Below are 18,383 nucleotides of genomic sequence, written 5' to 3' on the forward strand. Positions count from 1 at the left end.
AAGACACTCGCCAACAAAACTTGTTTCATCTCTTTTGCTTTTAAGTAAATCTCAAAACTTAGTGTTTTACTGTTGTTGAATGTGAGATTGGCAATGGATGATTATACTTATAGTTTTTGACACCAAAATTGGTACATCGCAGCGAAAGCTCGAGGGTTGTTTTTCTCGTACTGATGCCACAGTGCTAAATCATAGATATTCGCTTCTTGCCCATGGAGCTCTCTAAAACTTGAAATAGCATCTTTATTTTCAAATCCGCAGAACTTTAGCCCCAACTCGTCGAGACATTTTTTAATCTGTGGGAGGGTAAAACGATGCTCTTGCACGTGAAAAATTAAGTCTCTCAACATACTGAGACTAAAAAAATCATTCCAATTAGTTAATTGCTGATGATTCTCGTCATTCGATTCTGTTAGTGAATGTCTGAATTCTCTGATTTCAGATTCAGATGTACCCACTTTCTGTAATGTGATTTCTTTTCGAACCTTTACAATATTGTGTCGAGCCAACTCACTATACAAACCTATTCTCATCAAGCCACTGGGCTTCAGGAGATCCGTTAGAACTCTCCACCCAGTCATGGGCTCATTCATATGATGAAGAACACCTACACTTTCAATGATGTCAAATTCTTGCTCCAGTTGATCTAGTTTTAAGATATCTGCTTGCAAATATTCCAAGTTAGTAATTCCAAGCTCAGCTGTCTTCCTCTTAGCGTAAGCGAGACTGGCAAGACTTAAATCCACTGCGGTGACCTGGCAGTCAGAAAAGCCAGAGGCAGTTCCTATCGAATGTTTCCCCGTACCACAACCAGCAATAAGTATAGCCGGAGCAATTACGTTTTTAATACTTTCGGAATGGAGATGAAGATTTACATCAGCACAAATCTCAGAGATTGATTTCGCTTTTGTGGGTATTTGTATTTTAACCCATCTTGGGTAGGGGTTTTCTTCATACTGCGCTTTTACTTTGCTAGAGACATCGTCTGATATTTTGCCCAACATAGGAATTTCTGCCATTATTGCTCTCTCAGTATAAGGCTCTTCAATCAATCGTAACTTTACCTCCTCCAAATTATCGAGCGCTTCTAGCTTTTTGCTCCAATTGTATTGATGTAACGGGCGATAGGAGGCGAGGCACAATATTTTTATGGCTTCTGGTTGCTCTGATTTCGAAATGGTTTGCATAATCTCAGTTTCTAAGTTCTCAACCAATTCAGTCTCTTCATCTTTTTCAAAGTAGATATATTCATTAGTAAAACAGTGAAGAGAAAGCGTAGATAAAAAATAGATGAGTTCAGGAGATGCCTCGATATTATCCAGATTTGTAAGAAGTAAACTTCGCACAGTCACAAAGAATCTTTCAAACTGAAGATCAGGAAGTGGACATACACGCATCAGATGATGAAGAAGCTTAAGCTTATCTAGACTGCCAATTATGGAATTTGCCTCTTTGAGGCTCGTAGCAAAATTTTCGTCAAGCAGTAAATTCTTGATCAGAGGATCATGTTTTAAGAGACTTAAAATACTGGGAGCCAAATCATTAGGGCGCTCAAAATTCCCAGCACTTAACAGTCGGATTAAAAGTGGGTAGAGCTTAACGTTCGATGAATTGAACTTTACATTTTTGATAGCCATACCAAGATTTTGATAGGCACCAGTGAAATCTGGATTTAAATTTATTGCTTTAATATAAGCAGAGCATGCTTCTTTTAATCTGCCCTGTTCTTTGAGCGTGAGACCCAAGTTACTGTGGGCCTCGGCATAATCAGGTTTTAATGTTATCGCTTGTTTATAGCTTGCTTCAGCCTCATTTAATCTACCAAGTTCTTGGAGTATGTTACCCAAGTTGTTGTGGGCTACTGCTAAGTCAGGTTTTAATGTTATCGCTTGTTTATAGCTTGCTTGAGCTTCGTTCAATCTTCCTAGTTCTTTGAGCGTGACACCCAAGTTACTGTGGGCTTCGGCATCCTGTGGATTTAGTTGTACAGATTTTTGACTAGCAACTAACGATTCATTTAACCTCTTATTTTGTTTTAATACAACGGCAAGCACTTTCCAGGCAAATGGGTGTTTGGGAAACTCTTCAGTGATGGATACTGATAATTTCTCAGCATCAACATATCGTCCAGTTTGATATAATTCTAAGAGACTATTTAATTGTTGTTGGGATGGTTTTTTAAAATTAACATCGATTTTTTTCATGAACAGGACTTTATCAAACCTCAAATCAGGTGTCTAGGTGATGGAATTAGCTATTTGATTTATCTCTTTTGTTGCTAGTTTGTTAGTTAGTTTAAGAGATATTTTAGTTAATCTTTATGTGATTAATTTTTTATAAATTTTAAATCATTCGCATAACTAGTGTGAGCTAGTGTTAGCTAGTGTAAGGTAGTGTGAACCTCACACCCCTAATTTAAGCACCTTTTTTCCCTACACTTATCTAGACAACAAATAAAAAAGCTGTATTTTAAATATATGGCTGACAAAACACTAAATCAAATTAGAACAACTTTTTTAGATTATTTTGAAAAGAATGATCACAAGATAGTTGAGTCTAGTAATTTAGTTCCAAATAATGATCCAACATTAATGTTTGCAAATTCAGGAATGGTACAATTTAAAAATGTATTCACTGGATTAGAAAAAAGAGACTATGTAAGAGCAACAACTTCGCAAAAATGTGTAAGGGCAGGCGGTAAGCATAACGATCTTGAAAATGTAGGCTATACACCAAGACACCATACATTTTTTGAAATGCTTGGAAATTTTTCATTTGGAGATTATTTTAAAGAAGAGGCCATTAGTTACGCATGGAATTTAATAACTAAAGAGTTCGGAATTGATAAAAATCGCCTCTATGTAACAGTTTATCATGACGATGAAGAAGCATTTAATTTTTGGAAGAAAATAGCTGGTTTTAGCGATGATAGAATAATCAAGATAGCAACGTCAGATAACTTTTGGTCAATGGGTGATACAGGGCCTTGTGGACCATGTTCTGAAATATTTTATGATCACGGTGATCATCTAGAGGGTGGTTTACCTGGCACTAAAAACGAAGATGGTAATAGGTTTATAGAAATATGGAATTTAGTATTCATGCAATATGAGCAAATTTCAAAAGATAAGAGAATAAATTTACCAAAACCATCTGTGGATACGGGTATGGGTCTTGAGAGAATAGCGGCACTATTACAAGGAACACACGATAACTACGAAACAGATCATTTTAAAAAACTAATACTATCAGCATCTGACACATTAAACGTTAAAGTAACTGATGACAATCAATCAAGCTTTAGAGTAATAGCAGATCATTTACGAGCAAGTTCATTTTTATTAGCAGAAGGAGTTTTACCTTCTAATGAAGGCAGAGGATATGTGCTTAGAAGAATTATGAGACGTGGAATGAGACACTCACATTTACTAGGTTCTAAAAAACCAGTTTTCTATAATATTTTTAAAACGCTTCTAGAAGAAATGTCTAACAATTATCCAGAGCTTGAAAGAGCACAATCTTTAATAAAAGAAACATTAAAAACAGAAGAAGAAAAGTTTTTGGTTTTATTAGATAGAGGAATAAAAATATTAAATGAAGAGCTAGAGAAAGTAGAAAAGATATTGCCTGGTGAAGTGGCATTTAAGCTTTATGATACATTTGGTTTTCCATTAGATTTAACAGAAGATATTTTGAAAAATAAATCAATGACTGTCGATGGGGAGAAGTTTGATTTATTAATGAAAGAAAGTAAAAAATTAGCAAAAAAAAATTGGAAAGGATCAGGGGATAGTTCGGTAGATCAAATTTGGTTTGATATAAAAGATCGTTTAGGGGCAACTGATTTTTTAGGATATTCTACAGATAAAGCAGAAGGTGTAGTCACTTTAATTCTTAAAAATAATAAAGAGGTTCAAGATCTACAAGAAAACGATGAAGGCATTATAATAACAAATCAAACACCATTTTATGGAGAGTCAGGAGGACAAGTTGCAGATACTGGAATAATCTCTAAAGAGATTTTTGAATTTGAAGTGTCTGATGTTCAAAAAAAATTAGGGGATTTATTTGCTCATTACGGAAAAGTTAAAAAAGGTTCAGTTAAACTAAAAGACAGTGTTGAATTAAAAATAGATACACAGAGAAGAAATAATATTAGAGCTTACCATTCTGCCACTCATTTGTTGCACGAAGCATTAAGAAGAGTTTTGGGTGAGCATGTAACCCAAAAAGGATCTTTAGTTCAATCTGATCGATTAAGATTTGATTTTAGTCATATGAAACCTATTTCAGACGAAGAGATTAGAAAAATTGAACATTATGTAAACTCAATAATTGAAAAAAAGTCAGAGGTGAAAACAAGAATAATGACACCTAAAGAAGCTGTTGAAAATGGTGCCTTAGCTTTATTTGGAGAAAAATATGGCGATGAAGTTAGAGTTTTGTCTATGGGAGATGAAGAAGGTAAATTTTTCTCAACTGAATTATGTGGAGGAACTCACGTTGTAAACACAGCTGATATTGGAAAATTTAAGATTATTAGCCAATCATCTATTGCTGCAGGCGTAAGAAGAGTTGAAGCATTAAGAGATGTGCAGTTAACTGATTTTTTAAAAGAAAAAGAAAACCAATCCAATTTGTCGGATCAAAAAAATGAGGCAGTTATAAAAGAATTAGAGACAAAGATTATTAAATTAGGAGGAAAACCTAATCTTCAAAACAAGGATCAAGTAACTTTAATAAAAGACCTTAATAAACAATTTGATCAACTTTCAGTTATTTCAATATTAAAAGATAAAGATAAAAATAAAATCAACGATCAAACTATTAATGGATTTAAAGTTAGATTTCAAAATATTATGGATTTACCATTTAAGGATTTACGTAAGCTAATCGATGAAGGCAAAAAAGAAATTGGTGAAGGGTTAGTTATAATTTATGCAATCAATGATAATAAAGTTGGCTTAGCTGTAGGTGTTACCAAAACATTAGAAGAAAAGTTTGATGCTGTTAAAATTGTTAGAGCTGGTTCAGAAGTTATTGGGGGTAAAGGCGGTGGTGGCAGAGCTGACTTTGCACAAGCTGGTGGAACTTTGCCAGATAAAATTGAAGAGTCTTTCGAAAATATTAAAAAATTAATTAATTAAGCTTTTTCTTAAGCTGACCATCTAATTCATCTAAAAATTGATTAGTCGTTAGATAATTACTTGAGGGCCCAATTAAAATTGCCAAATCTTTTGTCATTGATCCATTTTCAACACAATCAATACAAACTTTTTCTAATGTAGTTGAAAATTTAATCAAATCTTCATTACCATCTAATTTTCCTCTATGTGCCAAACCTCTAGTCCAAGCAAAAATTGAAGCAATTGGATTTGTAGAAGTCTCTTTACCTTCTTGATGCATTCTGTAGTGTCTAGTTACAGTTCCGTGAGCCGCTTCTGCTTCCATAGTTTTTCCATCTGGTGCAAGAAGAACACTTGTCATTAGCCCTAATGATCCATAACCTTGAGCCACAGTATCAGATTGAACATCTCCATCATAATTCTTACAAGCCCAAATATATTTACCACTCCATTTCATAGCACAAGCAACCATGTCATCAATTAGTCTATGCTCATAAGTAATGTTAAGTTTATCAAAATCAGATTTAAACTCTTTATCAAAAATATCTTGGAAGATATCTTTGAACCTACCATCATAAATTTTTAAAATAGTATTTTTAGTAGAAAGATAAACGGGCCATTTTTTAATTATTCCATAGTTAAAGCAAGATCTTGCAAAGTCTTCTATAGATTTATCTAAATTGTACATCGATAAAGCAATTCCTGGTCCAGGAAAGTTAAAGACCTCATATTTAATTTCATCACTGCCATCTTCTGCGGTCCATTTTATTTCCATTTTACCTTTACCGGGTACTTTAAAATCTGTTGCTCTATATTGATCGCCAAAAGCATGTCTTCCAATAATTAAGGGGTCTGTCCAAGTTGGAACAAGTTTTGGAATATTTTTACAAATTATAGGCTCTCTAAAAACTGTACCTCCAAGAATATTTCGTATCGTTCCGTTTGGAGATCTCCACATTTTTTTTAATTTAAACTCTTCAACTCGTGCTTCATCCGGAGTAATTGTTGCACATTTTATACCAACACTATGTTCTTTAATTGCGTTAGCAGAATCTATTGTTATTTGATCATCGGTATCGTCACGACTTTTCATACCAAGATCGTAGTATTTAATATCCAAATCTAAATAAGGCAAAATCAGTTTACTTTTGATGAATTCCCAAATGACTCTAGTCATCTCATCACCGTCTAGTTCAACAACTGGATTTTTAACCTTTATTTTAGCCATAAATGAATAATATATATTAGTAATTGTAATTTAGTGCTTTATATACATATTAATAAAAAATTATCAAATAGAAGCTTATGTTAGAGAAAATTTTCCCAAAAATTCATTCTGAAGGTTACAAATTTTTAGCGATAGCTATCATTGTAACAATATTTTTATATGTCCTGAGCACTTTTCTAGGATTAATTGGTCTAGTATTATCGATATGGGTTTATTATTTTTTTAGAGATCCAGAGCGAATTTCAATAAATGATGAAAACTATCTAACCAGTCCTGCTGACGGTGAAGTTTTGATGGTCCATGAAGTAGATGGTCCAAAAGAATTAGGTTTAGAAGATAGAAAATTTACTAAGATTAGTATCTTTATGAACGTATTTGATTGTCACGTAAATCGAACTCCTTGTGAAGGTAAAATTTCAGAAATACTTTATAAGCCTGGAAAATTTTTAAATGCATCACTTGATAAAGCAAGTGAAGACAATGAAAGAAACTATTACAAGATAACAAATACTCATGGCGAAGAAATAATAGTTGTTCAAATCGCCGGTTTAATTGCCAGAAGAATTGTTTGCGAATCTTCAAAGGATCAACAATTACAACAAGGTGAAAGAATTGGTATGATTAGATTTGGAAGTAGAGCGGACGTTTATTTTGAGAATTATGAACCGTTAGTTAAAGTTGGACAAAAAACAATTGCTGGTGAAACACTATTAGCTAAAAAGTAGCTTATGGAACAACCAAAAAATAATTTTAAAATAGTATCAGATAAAAAAGCTAGAATGCTTTTGCCTAATGCACTGACATTAATAAATGTGTGTATTGGATTAAGTTCCATTAAATTTGCATTAGATGAAAAGTTTGAATTATCTATTATAGCTATTATTTTTGCCGCAATTTTTGATGCATTAGATGGCAGAGTTGCAAGGATGTTAAAAGGAACTTCTTTAGTTGGAAAAGAATTAGACTCATTAGCAGATTTAATTAGCTTTGGAGTAGCTCCAGCTTTTATAATGTATTTTTGGTCTTTAAATAATTTAGGTAAATTTGGCTGGTTACTCACAATGATTTTTGTAGTTTGTGTTGCCCTTAGACTTGCAAGATTTAATGTAAGTTCAAACTCTGAGCCATCATGGAAAGATAATTACTTTGAGGGTGTGCCGTCACCTGCAGGTGGAATTTTGGTATTGATGCCTTTAATATTAAGTCTAAGCGAAATAAATTTAGTCAAAATTAATTACGATATAGTAGTACCAATACTGTTTATTTTGATATCATTTTTATTGATCAGTAAAGTACCTACATTTGCATTTAAAAAAATTTCTATTCCTCGTCACTTGACAATTTTTGCATTGTTTGGTGTTGTTTTATTTTTTGGACTTTTGTTAATATACACATTTAAAGTTTTGGTAATTTGTGGATTAATCTATATTTGCTTAATACCGATTGGTTACTTTAGTTATCAAAAAATTTATAAACAGAAAATTTTAAATGGTGAAAGTGACACTAAAGAAGACCTTGAAGACATTCTATAGATGAAAAAAAATGTAATTGTATCTCTGGCAGACTCAAATTACTTTGAATTACTTAATGAATTGGTCGATTCTATTAAAAGTTTTGAACAAAGCAAAGATACAGCAATTTGCATTCTAGATGCAGGTTTATCCGAGCAACAAAGAGATATATTATCTAAAAAAGTAGACGAAATTAAATCAGCCGAATGGGATATTGATGTTCCAGCATTTAAAGTTAAAGGAAGAGAATGGTTAAAGAGTCAGGTATCTAGAGCTTTCTTACCAAAATATTTTCCTAGTTATGAAAAATTCTTATGGATAGATTGTGACGCTTGGGTAGGGGATTGGAATTCAATAGAGCTTTATTTTAAGGCCTGTGAAGATGGAAAATTAGGAATTACTCAAACCTTTACACCAGGATATAAAATAATGTCCAAAGTTAAATGGATATTTGGACAATTAGCAATAATTAAATCTCAAAATTTTAAACATGCAATAAAGTCAAAAATTGGAATAGATAAAGCGCGGAAGCTTGCTTTTGCCCCACATATTAATATTGGTGTTTTTTCTTTAGAAAAAAATTCAGTTGGCTGGACGACTTGGCAAAAAAATTTAGAACAAACACTTAAAGCTGGAAATATTTTTGGTTCAGAACAATTGGCTATTAACATGTCAGTTTACATTGACGATTTAGAAACAGAGTTCCTACCTCATAATTGCAATTGGTTAGTTAGTAATCTTTTACCAAAATTTAATGAAAAAGAAAAAAGCTTTGTGGAGCCTTACTTGCCCAATCATAAACTGGGTATAATACATCTTGCATCTGGGATTTGGGATGGAGATAAAGACATGAGATTACATAGAGAAGTAAAGATAGATATAAAAACTTTAGAGGGTAAAATTTTATCAAAAAGCTTAAGGTTTGGTCATTAATTGAAAAAAAATAGAATTTCTAAAAACTGGATTAATAAACAAAAAAGAGATATTTATGTTAGACAATCTCAGGTAGACGGGTATCGAGCCAGATCAGCATATAAATTAATAGAAATAGATGAAAAATTTAAGATATTTAAAAATGGAATATCTGTAATCGATTTAGGGGCATCACCTGGTAGCTGGTCTCAATATATTTCAAGAACAGTAAAAAGTGGAAGGTTGGTTTCAATCGACTTAAAAGGTATGGAAGAAATTGAGAATACAATCCAAATCAAAGGTGATTTTACTGATTTAGAATCTCAAGAAAAAATAAAAGCTTTATTCAAATCAAAAGTGGATGTTGTTGTCTCTGATATGGCTGTAAATACAACGGGTATAAAAGATATAGATGCAATTTATACTGGTGAACTTGCAATGGAGGCTATGAATTTTTCCAAAGAAATGTTGGTTAAAGAAGGACGATTTGTCTCTAAGATTTTTCTAGGCTCATCATTTAACGAAATTGTTGCTTTGGGCAAAAAATTATTTAAAGAAGTGAAGGTGTTTAAACCCAAGTCTAGCAGAAAAGAATCTAAGGAAAGTTTTATTATTTGTAAAATCTTAAGATAGGGACTTTTTTTTTGAGGGGAATCATATATAAATGATTATGGATCCTATAAAAGAAGCTCTCACTTTTGACGATGTTACAATGGCACCAAAATACTCAGAAGTTTTACCTTCTGAAGTTGATACCAGCACTAAATTATCATCTAATTTAACATTAAAAATACCTTTATTATCCTCTGCAATGGATACAGTTACTGAGAGTAAAATGGCTATAGCAATAGCTAAAGCAGGAGGCATTGGTGTAATTCATAGAAATTTGGATATTAAAAAACAAGTTGAAGAAATTAAAAAAGTTAAAAAATTAAACTTATTAGTTGGTGCGGCAGTTGGAGCTGGTCCTTTAGAACTTAAAAGAGCAAAAGCAATTTTAAAAGAAAAAGTTGATTTAATTGTTGTGGATACAGCTCATGGACATAGCAAAAAAGTAGCTGAAATTATTAAAGCTATAAAAAAATTAAAAACAAACAAAACAACTCTATGTGCTGGAAATATTGCAACAGCTGAAGCAGCAAAATTTTTAATAAAATTAGGAGTAGATATTATTAAAGTTGGAATAGGGCCAGGATCAATTTGTACAACTAGGCTAGTCGCAGGCATTGGTGTACCACAATTAAGTGCGATCCTTGCAGTTAAAAAAGGTGTTAAAAACAATAAAGTAAAAATAATTTCAGATGGTGGAATTAAATATTCAGGTGATTTAGCTAAAGCATTGTCAGCAGGTGCCGATGCTATAATGATTGGATCTTTGTTTGCAGGAAGCTTAGAAACACCTGGAAAACTAATTAAAAAAAATGGTAAGTTATTTAAAAGTTTTAGAGGAATGGGATCAGTTGGTGCGATGAATAAAGGATCAGCTGATAGATATTTTCAAACCAAACAAAAAGATATATCTAAATATGTTCCAGAAGGAGTAGAAGGTTTTGTGAAATATAAAGGTGATGTTAAAAGTATTATTTATAAATTAATTGGAGGATTAAAATCATCTATGGGATATCTAGGTGCAAAAAAAGTACCAAACCTTAAAAATAAACCAAATTTTGTAAAAATAACTAAGGCGGGTTTTTATGAAAGTATGGTTCATAACGTTGATCAAGTTAAAAATGAGAGTAAGTATTAATGAAAACAATAAATAAATTAATAATTGTCCTGTTTTTAATTTTAAATTTTGGAAGCTCTTCTTTTGCAGAAAATAACTTTTTTGAAGAAGGAAAAAATAAATACGATGAACAAAAATATGAAGAATCTAAATTTTTATTTCAAAGAAGTATTGTTTTTAACCCTAAGGACAAAGATTCATATTTGTATTTAGCAAAAATTTATAATTTTGAAGAGAACAAAAGAGAAGAACAAAAAAATATAGATACAGTGTTATTACTTGATCCAAAAAATGAAGAAGCAAACTACATGCTTATGGAAATAGAGTTAAAAAGATCTAATTATTCCAAAGTAAAAGAACTAGCAGATAATTTTTCAAAAATTTGCAATAAATTGTGTGATAAGAAAAATTCTATTTTAGAATCCTTAAAGAATTTGGAACCTAAAAATGAGTCTTAGTAATAATTTAAGTAAAATCTTAATAATCGATTTTGGTTCTCAATTTACACAATTAATTGCAAGAAGAGTAAGGGAATTAGGGGTTTTTTCAGAAATTGTAAGTCATAAAAAAATAAAAATAGCTCAAATTACAAAAGATAATATTGCTGGAATAATACTGTCTGGTGGACCTCTTAATGTTTATGAAAATGATAAATTTAAATTTGATAAGAAGATATTAAAACTTGGAATTCCAATCCTGGGTATATGTTTTGGACATCAGATATTGTCAAAACTATTAGGTGGCAAAGTTAAAAAATCAAAACATAGAGAATTTGGTTTAGCCACTATAAACAAAGTATCCAATAGTACTTTAACTAAGAATTTTTTTAATAAAAATAATAGAAGTGATGTTTGGATGAGCCATGCTGATCAAGTATCAAAGATGCCAAAAAATTTTAAAATTATAGCTTCTACAAAAAACTCTAAATTAACAATTATTGAAAATATTAAAGAAAATTTTTATGGTGTACAATTTCACCCTGAAGTAACACACACTAATAAAGGTAAAATTTTATTAAGAAATTTTGTTTTTCTTATTTGTAAAATTAAAAAAAACTGGTCATCAAAAGATCAAAAATTAAAATTAATTAATGAAATTAAAGACCAAGTAGGTGACAACAAAGTAATTTGTGGATTGTCGGGTGGTGTGGATAGTAGTGTGGTTGCACAATTATTAAGCAAAGCAATTGGAAAAAATTTAACTTGTATTTTTGTTAATAATGGCCTTTTAAGAAAAAATGAAGAAATACAAGTAGTTAATACTTTTAAGAAAAAATTAAAAATTAATTTGATTTATGTTAATGCAGAAAAAGAATTTATTAGAAAATTAACAAATGTATCTGATCCTGAAAAAAAACGAAAAATCATTGGTAATCTATTTATTAAAATATTTGAAAGATATGCTAATAGAATTAAGAATGTTAAATTTCTTGCTCAGGGCACTCTTTATCCAGACTTAATTGAAAGTAAATCTGTGACTGGTAGTCAAACTTCAAAAATAAAATCACATCATAATGTAGGGGGCCTTCCTAAAAGAATGAAATTAAAATTAGTAGAACCTCTTAAATTTTTATTTAAAGATGAAGTTAGAAAATTAGGATTAGAACTTAATTTATCTAATGACATAATCTCTAGACATCCATTTCCCGGTCCTGGTCTAGCTATTAGAATGCCCGGTATTATAACCAATGAAAAAATTAAAATTTTAAAAGAGGCTGATTTCTATTTTATAAAAGCTTTAAGAGAGCATGGGTTATATGATAAAATTTGGCAAGCATATGCTGCACTCCTACCAGTAAAAACTGTGGGTGTTATGGGTGATAATCGAACTTACGAACATATTTGTTTGTTAAGAGCAATTACCTCTGAAGATGGAATGACTGCTGATTTTTTTGATTTTCCTAAAGGTTTTATGCAATCAATCTCTAATCAAATTATTAATAATATTAGAGGTATAAACAGAGTTGTTTATGATGTTACTTCAAAACCACCTAGTACCATTGAATTAGAGTAATACTTTACTATAGAGTACATAATATTATGAAATATTTACACACCATGATCAGAATCTCAGACGTGGAAAAATCATTAGATTTCTACTGTAAGGGATTAGGTTTAATTGAAACTAGAAGAATGGAAAATGAGCAAGGTAGATTTACCTTAATTTTTCTAGCAGCACCTGGCGATGAAAAAGCCGAACTAGAGCTAACCTACAATTGGGATGGTGATGAGTTAGGTGATGGATCTCGTAATTTTGGTCACTTAGCATACCGTGTTGAAAATATTTATCAAACTTGTGAGAGACTTCAAGATATGGGATATACAATTAATAGACCACCTAGAGATGGTCATATGGCATTTGTCAGATCTCCAGACAATATTTCTATAGAAATCTTACAAGAGGGTAATTTAGAAATTAAAGAACCTTGGGCCTCAATGAAAAATGAAGGTGTTTGGTAAAAAATGAATAAAAAAATCTTAAACTTTATTAAAAAAAAAAATAAAACTAAAATTATAAGTCTTACTGCTTACTCTAAAAATATAGCATCAATAATAGATAGACACTGTGACCTTGTATTGGTAGGCGACTCCCTTGGCTCTGTTCTTTATAGCTTTTCTTCTACAAAAAAAGTGACACTGGATATGATGATTGAACATTCTAAAAGTGTAAGAATGGGTGTTAAAAAAAGTTTAATGGTAGTAGACATGCCTCATAACACTTACCGTAACTCAAAAGAAGCCTTAAGTAATGCAAAAAAAATAATCTCTAAAACGAAGTGTGATGCAATCAAGCTTGAGGGGGGTAAAAAAGTAATTCAAATAATTAAAACTTTAATTAAGAATAAAATTCCTGTGATGGGACATCTTGGTGTTCTGCCACAATCTGCAACAAATTTTAAATTTAAAGGAAAAGAAATAACAGAAAGAAAAATTATTTTAAGAGATTCTAAACTTTTAGAAGATGCTGGTGTATTTTCAATAGTTTTAGAGTGTGTTGAAAGCTCATTAGCAAAAGAAATTACTAAAACTGTTAAAGTTCCTACAATTGGAATTGGGGCATCAGTACATTGTGATGGTCAAGTTTTAGTTACTGACGACTTGATAGGTCTGAATAAAATTAAAGCTAGATTTGTGAAAAGGTATTCAAATATTGAAAAACAAATAAATGATGCTGCACTAAAGTTTAAGAAAGATGTAATAAGAAGTAAGTTTCCTACTAAAAAACATTCATACTAAATTAAAAATATTGTTTGAATGTTTCGTTAATTGATAAGACGCCATAATCATTTAAACCACCAATTATTAATTGAAGAGCTACAATTAAAATAAAACCTAACCCTACATAGGCTATCCATAAGTTTTTTTGAATATAATTAGCTAAATAAGTAGCTAATGCTCCAGTTAATACTACAGATAAAACAAGGCCAAATATCATGAAGCCAAAATGACCTTTTGCAGCACCAACTACCCCGATAACGTTATCAAAACTTATTGTAATATCTGCAAATAAAACTTTATAAATACTTTTTACAAATGAAGGTTCTGTTGATTTTTTTACTGGTGATTTAATCTTATTTTTCATTTCAACTAAATCTTTCCTTAAATCATTAACAATCCAAATTAGAAGTAGTCCACCTAAAATTTTAATATAATAAAATTCAAATAAGTAAGTAGCAAAAAGAGCAAAAATAATTTTAAAAACTAAAGCTCCAGCTACACCCCAGAGAATTATTTGCTTTCTATTTTTTGGTACAAAGTTAGCAGCAATTAATCCAATAATAATAGCATTATCAGCAGCTAAGATGATATCAATAAAGATGATTTGGGTTAAAATTATGAATTCTTCGATCAAGATTTTTTTATAATATTAAATAATTATTTTAATTCAATGTTTTAATATTTAGACTTCTTTGAACCGTCGATAATTTCTTTTAGCTCCTCATATTCTTCACAATTACAAGTTTTTAAAACTTCTAACCTTTCTTTAGCCATATCTATTCGGTTTGTAACCACATAAAGCTCACCAAGGTATTCATTTATTCCATTATGATTAGGTTCAATTTCTAGGCCTTGTAAGTAAAATTTTTCACCTCCTTCAAAATCTCCAAGTTTTCTAGTAGTAAAACCTAAATAATTTAAAGTATCTGCCTGCAGTGGTTTTTCATCATTGGATTTTAAAAGAAGCTTTTGTGCTTTAGCATATCTTTCTTGTGCTTTGTCAATTTTTCCTTTTTTTTCATATTTCTTAGCTGAGTTAATTAAATTTTTTGCTTTTGTGTAGTCTGAAGCTTTAGGAGTAGAATCGCTATCACTGCTACTTCCTGCTGCAAATAAATTATTAGTGAGTGCTATAATTATTAGTAAAGTATAAATAAGTTTTTTCATATTTTAATTAAATTTATCCATTTTATTTAAAGGTTTTAGTTCTAAGCCATTATCAACTAAATTATCTCTGATAGATTTTGCAGTTGCCAATGAGCTTTCATTATCACCATGTATACAAACCGAGTCAATCTCACAAGGTATCTGTTTACCACTGAGACAATTTATTGCCTGATTTTTAACCATGTTCAACACATGGTTTTTTGCTAATTGAGGGTCAGTGATTAAAGCGTTTGGTTTACTTCTAGAAATTAAATTTCCATTATCTTCATAATTTCTATCTGCAAAAATTTCACAAGCTATTTTCAAACCATTTTTCTTAGCAGCAACTTCCATTTGTGAACCCGTTGGTACCAGATAAATAATATCTTTATTAATCTCTTTAATGGCCACAGCTAGAGTTGTGGCTAATTCCAGGTCTTCACAAGCCATATTATTAAGAGCCCCATGGGGTTTAATATGAGTAACATTTTCATTATATTTCTGAGCAATTTTTTGTAATATTTCATATTGGTCGAAAATTAGTTTTTTTATTTCTAAGGAACTTAAATTCATTCTTTTTCTTCCAAAGTTTTCAGGATCTTTAAATGATGGATGGGCACCCAAGCTAACACCATTTCTTTTTGAAATTTGAATAACCATCTCCATTGTTTGTTCATCACCTGCATGGTAACCACATGCAATGTTGGCAGAATTTACAATATTGAGTAATTCTGGATCATTCTCGATAGAATGAAACTTAGATTTTTCTCCTAAATCACAATTGATATTAATTTCCATACTCTTTACTCTCTAGTATAACATGGCATGGTTAAAAATATATCAAATCTTGGTGATGCGGCAGTATATTGTGATTTTGGCTCAGAGGTTAATGAAAAAATAAATGCAAATGTCATAGATTATTTTCACCATATATCAAAATTAATAAAAGATAAAAAAATTGAAGGAATAATTAATTTAACACCTTCTTATAATAAATTAATCATTAATTTTGATTTATCTATAACCAATTATAAAAAAATCAAAAATTTTATAGAAGGTTTAACTATTAGTAGAGATATTAAAGATAATAATCAAAAAATTAGAATACCAGTTTGTTGTGATGATGAGTATGGACTAGATTTTTTGAGGCTAACTAAAAAATTGAATATAGATAAAGATAAAATATTAGAACTATATTTTGGTAAGGAATATTTTTGCTACATGACAGGATTTATTGCTGGCATGCCTTTTCTAGGAGATATTAATAAAGGTATCAGATGCGATAGATTGGAAACGCCAAGAGTAAAAGTTCCAAAAGGCTCTGTGGCCATAACCGAACAATTTACAAATATTTACACTTTTGAAAGCCCTGGTGGCTGGAATATTATCGGCAACACACCAAAAAAGGTTTTTGATAAATCAAATTTATTAGATCCAACCTTAATTAAACCAGGTAACAAAGTGATCTTTTATCAAATTTCTAAGGAGGAGTATCTAGACTGGAATGAGTAATTCATATTTTGAAATTATAAGATCAGGAGTTAACACAACCATTCAGGATAGAGGAAGAAATCACATGTATTATGTGGGTATTACTGTAAGTGGGGCAATTGATCAAAGAAATTATAAACTAAGCAATAAGTTAGTTGGTAATAATTTAGATGAAGCTGTTATTGAATTTGCTTATCAGGGTCCACTTCTAAAATTAAAAAATGGGAAAATTAATCTTAGTGTTACTGGGGATGTGCTTTTCAAGATAATTAGAAAAAATTCAAACATTGAAAATGGTGTTTGTTATAAAAACTATATTTTAGAAGACGAAGATCAAATTGATTTAATATCAACAAAAAATACTGCTTATGGATATTTATCAATTAGAGGGGGTTTAGAATTGAACAAAACTTGGAATAGTTATTCTATAAATACCAAGGCAAATGTTGGTCCAAATAATGGAAAAAAATATTCTATAAAAGATAAAATTTTTATAAAAAATTCAGATTTTAAAAAAATTGAAGAAACAGAAATTAATTATAAAGAAGTTCCAGATAATATAATTAGAGTTATTAAGGGTACTAATTTTGATTATTTTTCAACAGAGGCTCAAAATAATTTTTTTAACAAAGAATTTTCAGTTACTAAATTAGCAGATAGAATGGGTATTAGACTAAGTGGTCCCAAGTTAGAAAACATTGTTAGCTCTAATATAAAATCTGAAGGTCTTGTAAAAGGAGTAATACAAGTACCTGCTGATGGAAACCCTATTGTTATGTTGTCTGATCACGGAACTATAGGTGGATATCCCAAAATAGGTGTTGTTATTTCAGCAGACTTAGATCGAGTAGGTCAATTGACACCAGGCACTATTATAAATTTTAAGGAAGTAAGTCTTGAAGAAGCTCAGAATATATTTAAAGCATACACAGAAGATACAAATAAATATTTAAATGAATGTAATTAATAAAATTCCAGGTCCTATATTAGTTTTTATGGGAGCTTGCTGCTTAAGCTTTGGAGGCTTAATTGTTAAATCATTTGAAGGATCAACATTATGGCAAATATTATTTTGGAGATCTTTATTTTTTTCGCTTACAGTCTTACTTTTTTTAATAATTACTTATAAAAAAAAATTATTTAAAGCGTTTTACGATTCAGGTTTACCAGGACTTATTGGCGGAGTTATTTTATCATTTGGTTTTTGTGGGTACGTCTTTGCGATGTATAATACAACTGTTGCCAATACTAATTTTATTATTTCGACGCAAATACTCTTTTTAGCAATATTTGGTTATTTATTTTTAAAAGAAACAATTTCATCTATTACTTTAGCTTCAATTATTTTAGCAATTACGGGTGTCCTATTAATGGTAGGTAATTCTTTATCACCAGGAGAGATGTCTGGAAACTTAGCGGCTTTTAGCATGCCAATTACATTTGCAGTCTTAATTATAATTGTTAGAAAATTTCCTACAGTTGACATGGTGCCAGCTCAATTTATAGCTGGTGTGAGTTCATGCTTTATTGGATTTTTATTATCTGAGAAGCTTATGATTTCTTCACATGATATATTTTTAGGTTTTACAGCAGGTTTTTTTCAAGTAGGATTTGGTTTTATATTTATAACTATGGGTGCACGTAGTACACCATCTGCAATGGTTGGTATAATCATGTTATCCGAATCTGTGTTGGGGCCAATGTGGGCCTTTTTATTTGCAGCTGAACGACCTTCTTTATTTACTTTAATCGGAGGAGGAGTAATTCTTTTTGCAGTATTATTGCAATTTTACTCACTACTTTTTTCAAATAAAAAAGAAAAAATTATTAATTGACTCTGTTACATATCTGGTAGATTATTCTTATATACGGGAGAGACTACAAACAATCGTAGCGCCGAAGGAGCAACCACCCAGGAATCTCTCAGGCAAAAGGACCGTAACATATTAACTCTGGAAAGAGATTAAGTTCTCGCCGACGGAATAAAACTCTCAGGCAAACATACAGATGGGTACAGTAAGTTAA

The 18,383-nt window shown here is 30.8% G+C and carries 18 protein-coding genes and 1 riboswitch; of the genes, 13 read left to right on the forward strand and 5 right to left on the reverse strand.

The window, feature by feature from the left end:
* Positions 1-107 precede the first annotated feature (107 nt).
* Complete coding sequence (locus tag AC5SML_RS01285) at positions 108-2,204, reverse strand: tetratricopeptide repeat protein (RefSeq protein WP_494617371.1); 2,097 nt, start codon at positions 2,202-2,204, stop codon at positions 108-110.
* Between the two features lie 273 nt (positions 2,205-2,477).
* On the opposite strand from AC5SML_RS01285, the gene alaS reads away from it, so the two are divergent.
* Positions 2,478-5,147, forward strand: coding sequence for an alanine--tRNA ligase (gene alaS, locus AC5SML_RS01290; protein WP_494617372.1), 2,670 nt, complete (start codon positions 2,478-2,480; stop codon positions 5,145-5,147).
* On the opposite strand, the gene AC5SML_RS01295 is transcribed toward alaS, so the two are convergent.
* Complete coding sequence (locus AC5SML_RS01295) at positions 5,140-6,354, reverse strand: NADP-dependent isocitrate dehydrogenase (RefSeq protein ID WP_006997261.1); 1,215 nt, start codon at positions 6,352-6,354, stop codon at positions 5,140-5,142. The two genes, alaS and AC5SML_RS01295, sit on opposite strands and share 8 nt — an antisense overlap.
* A 77-nt stretch (positions 6,355-6,431) precedes the next feature.
* Between AC5SML_RS01295 and AC5SML_RS01300 the strand changes: the two genes are divergently transcribed.
* The 9 genes from AC5SML_RS01300 to panB are packed head-to-tail and all read left to right on the forward strand — an operon-like array spanning position 6,432 to position 13,739.
* Positions 6,432-7,079, forward strand: a complete 648-nt coding sequence (locus AC5SML_RS01300; protein ID WP_271479831.1) for a phosphatidylserine decarboxylase — start codon at positions 6,432-6,434, stop codon at positions 7,077-7,079.
* 3 nt (positions 7,080-7,082) lie between these two features.
* Positions 7,083-7,886: a CDP-diacylglycerol--serine O-phosphatidyltransferase gene (gene pssA / locus AC5SML_RS01305; RefSeq protein ID WP_018413920.1), complete on the forward strand. Its 804-nt coding sequence runs from the start codon at positions 7,083-7,085 to the stop codon at positions 7,884-7,886.
* Positions 7,887-8,798 (forward strand): glycosyltransferase, encoded by a 912-nt coding sequence (locus AC5SML_RS01310; protein WP_006997258.1) that lies wholly within the window; start codon positions 7,887-7,889, stop codon positions 8,796-8,798.
* Positions 8,799-9,410 (forward strand): RlmE family RNA methyltransferase, encoded by a 612-nt coding sequence (locus AC5SML_RS01315; protein ID WP_006997257.1) that lies wholly within the window; start codon positions 8,799-8,801, stop codon positions 9,408-9,410.
* Positions 9,411-9,447: 37 nt separating this feature from the next.
* On the forward strand, positions 9,448-10,524 hold the full coding sequence (gene guaB / locus AC5SML_RS01320) for an IMP dehydrogenase (protein ID WP_011281837.1): 1,077 nt from the start codon (positions 9,448-9,450) through the stop codon (positions 10,522-10,524).
* A complete protein-coding gene (locus AC5SML_RS01325; protein ID WP_494617374.1) occupies positions 10,524-10,961 on the forward strand; it encodes a tetratricopeptide repeat protein in 438 nt (145 codons plus the stop codon). Before guaB ends, AC5SML_RS01325 begins: the two co-directional genes overlap by 1 nt.
* The gene (guaA, locus tag AC5SML_RS01330; protein WP_011281838.1) at positions 10,951-12,516 is read left to right on the forward strand and encodes a glutamine-hydrolyzing GMP synthase; all 1,566 of its coding nucleotides are present in this window, start codon (positions 10,951-10,953) and stop codon (positions 12,514-12,516) included. The genes AC5SML_RS01325 and guaA overlap by 11 nt, the downstream gene beginning before the upstream one ends.
* Positions 12,517-12,542: 26 nt before the next feature.
* On the forward strand, positions 12,543-12,962 hold the full coding sequence (locus AC5SML_RS01335; protein ID WP_011281839.1) for a VOC family protein: 420 nt from the start codon (positions 12,543-12,545) through the stop codon (positions 12,960-12,962).
* A 3-nt stretch (positions 12,963-12,965) separates the two neighbouring features.
* The gene (gene panB, locus AC5SML_RS01340; RefSeq protein ID WP_020169176.1) at positions 12,966-13,739 is read left to right on the forward strand and encodes a 3-methyl-2-oxobutanoate hydroxymethyltransferase; all 774 of its coding nucleotides are present in this window, start codon (positions 12,966-12,968) and stop codon (positions 13,737-13,739) included.
* Position 13,740: 1 nt separating this feature from the next.
* On the opposite strand, the gene AC5SML_RS01345 is transcribed toward panB, so the two are convergent.
* The 3 genes from AC5SML_RS01345 to AC5SML_RS01355 are packed head-to-tail and all read right to left on the reverse strand — an operon-like array spanning position 13,741 to position 15,665.
* Positions 13,741-14,355 (reverse strand): YjbE family putative metal transport protein, encoded by a 615-nt coding sequence (locus AC5SML_RS01345; protein WP_006997251.1) that lies wholly within the window; start codon positions 14,353-14,355, stop codon positions 13,741-13,743.
* A gap of 41 nt (positions 14,356-14,396) precedes the next feature.
* Positions 14,397-14,888 carry a tetratricopeptide repeat protein gene (locus AC5SML_RS01350; protein ID WP_271626813.1) on the reverse strand — a complete coding sequence of 164 codons (492 nt, stop codon included), beginning with the start codon at positions 14,886-14,888 and terminating at the stop codon, positions 14,397-14,399.
* A gap of 3 nt (positions 14,889-14,891) precedes the next feature.
* The gene (locus AC5SML_RS01355; protein ID WP_271626814.1) at positions 14,892-15,665 is read right to left on the reverse strand and encodes a 5-oxoprolinase subunit PxpA; all 774 of its coding nucleotides are present in this window, start codon (positions 15,663-15,665) and stop codon (positions 14,892-14,894) included.
* Between the two features lie 27 nt (positions 15,666-15,692).
* Between AC5SML_RS01355 and AC5SML_RS01360 the strand changes: the two genes are divergently transcribed.
* From AC5SML_RS01360 to AC5SML_RS01370, 3 genes are read left to right on the forward strand one after another with little or no spacing between them, the layout of a single operon-like run.
* On the forward strand, positions 15,693-16,379 hold the full coding sequence (locus AC5SML_RS01360; protein WP_006997248.1) for a 5-oxoprolinase subunit B family protein: 687 nt from the start codon (positions 15,693-15,695) through the stop codon (positions 16,377-16,379).
* Positions 16,372-17,325 (forward strand): 5-oxoprolinase subunit C family protein, encoded by a 954-nt coding sequence (locus AC5SML_RS01365; RefSeq protein WP_494617376.1) that lies wholly within the window; start codon positions 16,372-16,374, stop codon positions 17,323-17,325. The genes AC5SML_RS01360 and AC5SML_RS01365 overlap by 8 nt, the downstream gene beginning before the upstream one ends.
* Positions 17,312-18,193, forward strand: a complete 882-nt coding sequence (locus AC5SML_RS01370) for a DMT family transporter (RefSeq protein WP_011281851.1) — start codon at positions 17,312-17,314, stop codon at positions 18,191-18,193. Before AC5SML_RS01365 ends, AC5SML_RS01370 begins: the two co-directional genes overlap by 14 nt.
* 24 nt (positions 18,194-18,217) lie before the next feature.
* A riboswitch (glycine riboswitch) is annotated at positions 18,218-18,307 on the forward strand.
* Positions 18,308-18,383 lie beyond the last annotated feature (76 nt).

It is taken from the genome of Candidatus Pelagibacter sp. PS_17 (assembly GCF_059417945.1).

What these genes read in the sequence shown, in the direction of transcription:
- AC5SML_RS01355 (WP_271626814.1), bottom strand. Translation starts at nt 15,665, where the DNA reads ATGGAAATTAATATCAATTGTGATTTAGGAGAAAAATCTAAGTTTCAT.
- AC5SML_RS01335 (WP_011281839.1), top strand. Translation starts at nt 12,543, where the DNA reads ATGAAATATTTACACACCATGATCAGAATCTCAGACGTGGAAAAATCA.
- AC5SML_RS01300 (WP_271479831.1), top strand. Translation starts at nt 6,432, where the DNA reads ATGTTAGAGAAAATTTTCCCAAAAATTCATTCTGAAGGTTACAAATTT.
- AC5SML_RS01285 (WP_494617371.1), bottom strand. Translation starts at nt 2,204, where the DNA reads ATGAAAAAAATCGATGTTAATTTTAAAAAACCATCCCAACAACAATTA.
- AC5SML_RS01295 (WP_006997261.1), bottom strand. Translation starts at nt 6,354, where the DNA reads ATGGCTAAAATAAAGGTTAAAAATCCAGTTGTTGAACTAGACGGTGAT.
- panB (WP_020169176.1), top strand. Translation starts at nt 12,966, where the DNA reads ATGAATAAAAAAATCTTAAACTTTATTAAAAAAAAAAATAAAACTAAA.
- AC5SML_RS01350 (WP_271626813.1), bottom strand. Translation starts at nt 14,888, where the DNA reads ATGAAAAAACTTATTTATACTTTACTAATAATTATAGCACTCACTAAT.
- guaB (WP_011281837.1), top strand. Translation starts at nt 9,448, where the DNA reads ATGGATCCTATAAAAGAAGCTCTCACTTTTGACGATGTTACAATGGCA.
- AC5SML_RS01360 (WP_006997248.1), top strand. Translation starts at nt 15,693, where the DNA reads ATGGTTAAAAATATATCAAATCTTGGTGATGCGGCAGTATATTGTGAT.
- guaA (WP_011281838.1), top strand. Translation starts at nt 10,951, where the DNA reads ATGAGTCTTAGTAATAATTTAAGTAAAATCTTAATAATCGATTTTGGT.
- pssA (WP_018413920.1), top strand. Translation starts at nt 7,083, where the DNA reads ATGGAACAACCAAAAAATAATTTTAAAATAGTATCAGATAAAAAAGCT.
- alaS (WP_494617372.1), top strand. Translation starts at nt 2,478, where the DNA reads ATGGCTGACAAAACACTAAATCAAATTAGAACAACTTTTTTAGATTAT.
- AC5SML_RS01370 (WP_011281851.1), top strand. Translation starts at nt 17,312, where the DNA reads ATGAATGTAATTAATAAAATTCCAGGTCCTATATTAGTTTTTATGGGA.
- AC5SML_RS01325 (WP_494617374.1), top strand. Translation starts at nt 10,524, where the DNA reads ATGAAAACAATAAATAAATTAATAATTGTCCTGTTTTTAATTTTAAAT.
- AC5SML_RS01365 (WP_494617376.1), top strand. Translation starts at nt 16,372, where the DNA reads ATGAGTAATTCATATTTTGAAATTATAAGATCAGGAGTTAACACAACC.
- AC5SML_RS01310 (WP_006997258.1), top strand. Translation starts at nt 7,887, where the DNA reads ATGAAAAAAAATGTAATTGTATCTCTGGCAGACTCAAATTACTTTGAA.